Consider the following 5,741-nt stretch of genomic DNA (forward strand, 5'->3'; position numbering starts at 1 on the left):
GCGCATCGAATCGAGAAGCTGATCCTGCCGTTCCGCGATTTCTTCGGCGCTCTGTTCTTCTTCGCTTCGGCCTCACCATCGACCGACCGCCCTTGGCGGAGCCGTCTGGATGGCTCTGATCGCCGTCGCCCTGWCGCTGGCGGGCAACTTCGCCGCGGGCATGCTGGCCGGCCGCAGCGCCGGGATGCCGCCGTACGCATCGGCCAAGATCGGACTGACGATCGTGGCGCGCGGAGAGTTCTCGATCATCATGGCCAACCTGGCCATAGCCGGCGGCCTGTCGGGCATCATCCAGCCGTTCGCCGCGCTTTACGTCCTGATCCTGGCTATCCTGGGACCGCTGTTCACCAAGGAGAGCAAGCGCGTGTACGCGGTGCTGGATCCGATCTTCCGCTTCACATCAAGAGCGGAGCGCCGCAAGCAGCAGCGCGCTCAGCAGCCTTCTTGACCGGTTTTGAACGGCAGGCCTGCCAGGCCTGCCGTTTTTTTCATGGGCATGGCGCATTTGCCGGCGCGGCAAAAGGCATGGTATAAAAAGACAGCAAGCACCTTTCGGCTTTAGAGTGCGCCGGATGCGTTTAAAAGGGTGTTGAAGGGCTCGAATCCGCACCTTCCTGTCCCTGGGGCGATCGGCCCTGACGGGACAGGACGGGAGCCGATCGTCCGGCACAGCCTGGAAATCCACCTGCGGAAGGAAGTGCTCCATATGAAGCAGCTGAAGCATCTGGACAAGCTGGAGCTCGCCGAGGCAGTCAAGCTCGCCGATCTCGTCTTCCGGGATCCCGGCCAGCGCTCGATGGGGGAATCGTTCCCCGCTATATTCGACCCGGCTCTGGGCCTGTCCCTCGGCGTGATCGAGGAAGGGAGAGTCGTTTCCTTCATCGGCTTCGTGCCGCAGCAGATCGCCGTCGGGGACGCCGTGCTCGACGCCTGCGCGCTCGGATCGGTATGCACCCATCCCGATTATCGCGGGCAAGGCCATGCCAGCGTGCTGCTCGGCGAAGCGTTCCATCAAGCCGAAGCCATCGGAGCCTCGCTTATGCTGATCTCCGGCACGCGCTCCCTATACCGCCGCAACGGCTGCCACGCCTTCGGCTCGATGCGCCGCTACCGGCTCGAAGCCGGCGTCCAGCCGCAAGCAGATCCGAGAGCGAGACCTCTGCGGCCCTCCGACTGGTTCCGTCTCCACTCGCTTTCCAACGCCAAGCCCGCCGCCTACCGGCGCAGCGTCGCGGAGCTGGCCGGTCAGCTCCGGAGCGCGGCAGTGGCGAGCATGTACGATTTCACGCACAGTTCCTTTGTCCTGGAGGAGGACGGAGAGCTGGCCGCATACGCCGTCATCGCTTCCGGGCCTATCCCCGCCGGCTCGGACATGGAGCCTTTCGTCGTGGAATGGGGCGGGGACGACTTCAAGGCGCTGGCCGCGATGAGGGCCGCCATGCAGGAGATGAGGCTTCCCTCCCTGCTGCTGTTCGTCGGCTCCCACGAAACGCGGATGCAGCTGCTGCTGCAAGGCAGCCTGTATTCCGGGAGCCATAACCAAGGGACGGTGAAAATCATCGACCTCCCCTTGCTGTGGCGGCAGCTGAGCCCCTATCTGGAAGGCAGGCGGAAAAACGGGCTGGCCGCCCCTTCCGTAATGGAGCCTGTCCGCAGCCCCAGCGGCGAATTCGCGCTCCGGCTCGGAGAAGACGAGATCCCGCTCTCCATGCGCGAGTGGACGGCGCTGCTGTTCGACGGGCCCGATGCCGAGCTGGACGACGGTCCCGACGCTTTCGTCCGGCAAGGTGCCGCTCCGGAAGCGGATGCCGGGTCTACCCGGTCCGCAAGCGACTCCGGGGCGGTTGCCGGGTCTGCCCGGTCTGCAAGCCGATCCGGGGTTGATGCCGGGTCTACCCGGTCCACCAGCCGTTCCGGGGCGGATGCCTCCGCCGAGACGGCGGTCGCCGTCCAGACCCCGGCGGAGCCGGCGAGCGGTCCAAGGCTCCCTTTTACCCAAGAGCAGGCTCGGATGCTGAGGCCTTATTTCCCGATTCCGTTCCCTTACACGGCAGGCTTGAGCTATATTTAAGTCCGAACAATACAGCAGCCGTCCCTCTCCCGCACAAGATGCGGCCGAGGGACGGCTGCTGCTTCGTTAAAGGCGTCGTTATAGGCCGTCGCAATCCGGACGTGAGCTCAAGGGGTCAGAACGAGCTCCAGCCGCTCCAGCGCCCAATCGAGCTCTTGCCGGGTAATCGTCAGCGGCGGCGCCAGCCGGATCGTCCGCTCATGCGTTTCCTTGCACAGCAGGCCCAGCTCCATCAGCCTCTCGCAATACGGCCTGGCTTCCGTGAACAGCTCGATGCCGATAAAGAGGCCTCTGCCCCTCACCTCCCGCACGAGCGGGCTGGCCAGCCGGCCCAGGCGTCCCGCAGCGTAAGCTCCCAGCTCGTCGGAGCGCTCCGCCAGCCGCTCCCCTTGCGTCACCTCGAGCGCGGCAATTCCGACTGCGGCCGCCAGCGGGTTGCCGCCGAAGGTCGAGCCGTGCGAGCCCGGCTCGAACACGCCGAGCAGCCCGGCATCCGCCGCGACAGCAGAGACGGGGAAGACGCCGCCTCCGAGCGCTTTGCCGAGCAGATAGGCGTCCGGCTCCACGCCTTCCCAGTCGCAGGCGAAGCGCCGGCCCGTGCGCCCGAAGCCGGTCTGGATTTCATCGGCGACGAAGAGGACGCTGCTGGCGCGGCAGAGCTCGGCGGCCTTTCGGAGATAGCCGTTCGGCGGAATGACGATTCCGGCTTCTCCCTGGATCGGCTCCACGAGGAATGCGGCTGTATGTTCCGTTACAGCGGCTTCGAGAGCGGGCAGGTCGCCGTAAGGGATGACCCGGAAGCCCGGCGTGAACGGTCCGAAGCCGCGCCTGTATTCCTCGCTGGAGGAGAAGGAGGTGGCCGTGACCGTGCGCCCGTGGAAATTGCCCTCGCAGACGATGATTTCCGCGAGCCCGTCGGGCACGCCCTTGACGTCGTAGGCCCAGCGTCTCGCTGCCTTGACGGCGGTTTCCACTGCCTCTGCCCCTGTATTCATGGGCAGAATCATGCCTTTGCCGCTATAAGAAGCCAGCTTCTCGTAGAACTCTCCGAGCTTGTCGTGATGAAACGCTCTCGAGGTCAGCGTCACGCGGTCGGCCTGGTCCTTGAGCGCCTGGACGATGGCGGGATGCCGATGCCCCTGGTTGAGAGCCGAGTAGGCGCTCAGCATATCCATGTACCTGCTGCCTGCCGGATCCTCGACCCAGACGCCTTCCGCCCGGCTGATGACGATGGGCAGAGGATGGTAGTTGCGCGCCCCGTAAGCTTCCGTTTGGCGGATGACAGAATCGGTGACGGGATGGTTGCCGGTTGGACTCATGATGTGCCGTCGCCTCCTTTTGTTCCATTCTATGCTTCGTCCGCGAGGGGGCATACCCGAACCATGTAGAATGCGGTATGATAGGAGCGTGCCAGGAAACACTACAATTGATTGGGACAGGGATCCAAGAAGGGATGAGAACAATGGCTTTCAGGCTCGAGCATGATTTTCTAGGGGAGAAACAGGTTCCCGAAAGCGCTTACTACGGAATCCAGACCTTACGGGCGGTCGAGAATTTCCCGATCACCGGCGTGCCGATCCATCATGAGCTGCTGACGGCTCTCGCTCACGTGAAGAAAGCGGCGGCCAGGGCCAATATGGACGTGCACCTGCTGCAGCCTGCCGTAGGCCAGGCTATCGTCAAGGCATCGGAAGATATCATCGACGGCAAATACGCGGACCAGTTCCTCGTCGACTCCATCCAGGGCGGCGCAGGCACTTCGATCAATATGAACATGAACGAGGTTCTCGCCAACCGGGCGCTGGAAATTCTCGGCTATCCGAAGGGCGATTATTTCCACTGCAATCCGAACAACCACGTCAATATGTCGCAATCGACCAACGACGCGATTCCGACCGCGCTCAAGATCGCGGCATTCGGACTCACCAAGAGCCTGCTGACCGCTTTGACCGCGCTCCATGCGGGGTTCATGGACAAGAAGGTGCAGTTCGACGACGTCATCAAAATGGGCCGGACCCATCTGCAGGACGCGGTGCCGATCCGGATGGGACAGGAATTCGGCGCCTACGCGGCCGTCCTGGCGCGCGACATCGCCCGCATCAAGCGTTCGGCCGACAACATCCTCACCGTCAACATGGGAGCGACCGCCGTCGGAACCGGCCTCAATGCAAAGCCGGAATACATCGAGTCGGTCATCCGCCATCTGCAGGAGCAGCTTGGCTTGCCGATCCAGGCGGCGGAGGATCTTGTGGACGCGACCCAGAACAGCGACGGCTACACGGAGCTGTCGGCCGCGCTGAAGGTATGCTCGGTCAATCTGTCCAAGATCTGCAACGACATCCGCCTGATGGCATCCGGTCCTCGCGTCGGCCTCGCCGAGCTCATGCTCCCGCCGCGCCAGCCTGGCTCCTCCATCATGCCGGGCAAGGTAAACCCGGTCATGGCCGAGGTCGTCAACCAGGTCGCCTTCCAGGTGATGGGCAACGACCATACGATCTGCATGGCATGCGAGGCCGGACAGTTCGAGCTGAACGTCATGGGCCCGGTCATCGCCTTCAACCTGCTGCAATCGCTAAAAATTCTGCGCAACGGCGTCGACGTCTTCCTGAAATACGCCGTCGAGGGCATGGAAGCGAACCGCGAGCGCTGCGAGACGTACGTCAACAACTCCTTCGGCATCGTGACCGCCCTCAACCCGCATCTGGGCTATGAGGTCGCGGCGCAGCTCGTCAAGGAGGCGCTCCGCACCGGCTTGTCCATCCGCGATCTGATTCTGGAGCGCGGACTGCTGACCCCGGAGGAGATCACCGAAATTCTGAATCCGTACCAGATGACCTCTCCCGGCATTTCCGGCGAGCGGCTGCTGGACGACGCCAAATAGAGCGGACTTATGAACCCCCGTTTTGCGGGGTATAGCGGACTTATGGATGCCCCTGTTTTTGGAGGCCGCTGAAAAACAAGCGAAAGGCGCGGAATCGTTCCGGAGCAACGATGGGGTGACCTTTGTCACCGCATTTCGACCGCAAAAATGGCAAGAATCGGAGAAATACGGGGACAACAGCGATCGGAAGAATGATCCGCGAACGCAGCGACAACTTTTTCAGCGGCCTCCTTTTTTACGGGGGCTTCTTTTTTTTTTCCGGCGGGACGTTCTAAAAATAAATCTCGGACCCTGCTTGTCCGCCCTGTTTCCCCTCCAGCCGAAGCCGTGTATCTACGAGTATTCAGCTGAAGCGCCATACGCCGACCCAAAAACGAAGAGGAGGAGAAACACCATGACAACGCCGATTGCAGGAATCTTCAACTCCGAGAAGGATGCCATTGCCGTCATTGAGGAGCTCAAAGCCGCAGGCTGCTCCAAAGAGGACATTTCCGTCCTGCGCCGGGGAAGCGAGGAATACGAAGGCGTGTCCGGCACGAACGGAACCGAAGGGCTGGCCGCCGGAGCCGCCGCGGGAATCGTGCTCGGAGGCGCAGCCGGCATTCTGGCCACAGCCGGGCTTCTCTTCATGAATGAAGTCTTGAGCGATTATGTCGGCGACTATGTCATTTTCAGCAAAAACGCCGATGAAGACAATTCGTTCCAGACGACGGAAACGTACAAGAACATTCCCGCTGTCCAAAATCAGCATGTCTTTGAAGCGGACGCAAAAGCGTTTTATTTCAAACG

Annotated in this window: 3 protein-coding genes and 3 pseudogenes; 5 read left to right on the forward strand and 1 reads right to left on the reverse strand. The window is 62.2% G+C overall.

Annotated elements, in window-relative coordinates; translation table 11 throughout:
- A pseudogene (locus tag BN871_RS25315) lies at positions 1-448 on the forward strand (cation:proton antiporter); the annotation flags it as partial.
- A 258-nt stretch (positions 449-706) separates the two neighbouring features.
- Positions 707-2,071: a GNAT family N-acetyltransferase gene (locus tag BN871_RS25320; RefSeq protein ID WP_048749874.1), complete on the forward strand. Its 1,365-nt coding sequence runs from the start codon at positions 707-709 to the stop codon at positions 2,069-2,071.
- A 107-nt stretch (positions 2,072-2,178) separates the two neighbouring features.
- Here the strand turns inward: BN871_RS25320 and BN871_RS25325 are convergent, their stop codons facing one another.
- A complete protein-coding gene (locus tag BN871_RS25325; protein WP_048749876.1) occupies positions 2,179-3,390 on the reverse strand; it encodes an ornithine--oxo-acid transaminase in 1,212 nt (403 codons plus the stop codon).
- A gap of 134 nt (positions 3,391-3,524) precedes the next feature.
- On the opposite strand from BN871_RS25325, the gene aspA reads away from it, so the two are divergent.
- The 3 genes and pseudogenes from aspA to BN871_RS28065 form a co-directional block, all read left to right on the forward strand.
- On the forward strand, positions 3,525-4,952 hold the full coding sequence (aspA, locus tag BN871_RS25330; protein WP_048749881.1) for an aspartate ammonia-lyase: 1,428 nt from the start codon (positions 3,525-3,527) through the stop codon (positions 4,950-4,952).
- Positions 4,953-5,346: 394 nt separating this feature from the next.
- Positions 5,347-5,499, forward strand: a pseudogene (locus BN871_RS30065) (hypothetical protein); the annotation flags it as partial.
- An 87-nt stretch (positions 5,500-5,586) separates the two neighbouring features.
- Positions 5,587-5,741 (forward strand): annotated as a pseudogene (locus tag BN871_RS28065) (ABC transporter substrate-binding protein); the annotation flags it as partial.

It is taken from the genome of Paenibacillus sp. P22 (assembly GCF_000469945.2).
GTDB lineage: Bacteria > Bacillota > Bacilli > Paenibacillales > Paenibacillaceae > Paenibacillus_O > Paenibacillus_O humicus.

Bases quoted from the DNA above. Each gene is read 5' to 3' on its own strand.
- aspA (WP_048749881.1), top strand. From the start codon at position 3,525: ATGAGAACAATGGCTTTCAGGCTCGAGCATGATTTTCTAGGGGAGAAA.
- BN871_RS25320 (WP_048749874.1), top strand. From the start codon at position 707: ATGAAGCAGCTGAAGCATCTGGACAAGCTGGAGCTCGCCGAGGCAGTC.
- BN871_RS25325 (WP_048749876.1), bottom strand. From the start codon at position 3,390: ATGAGTCCAACCGGCAACCATCCCGTCACCGATTCTGTCATCCGCCAA.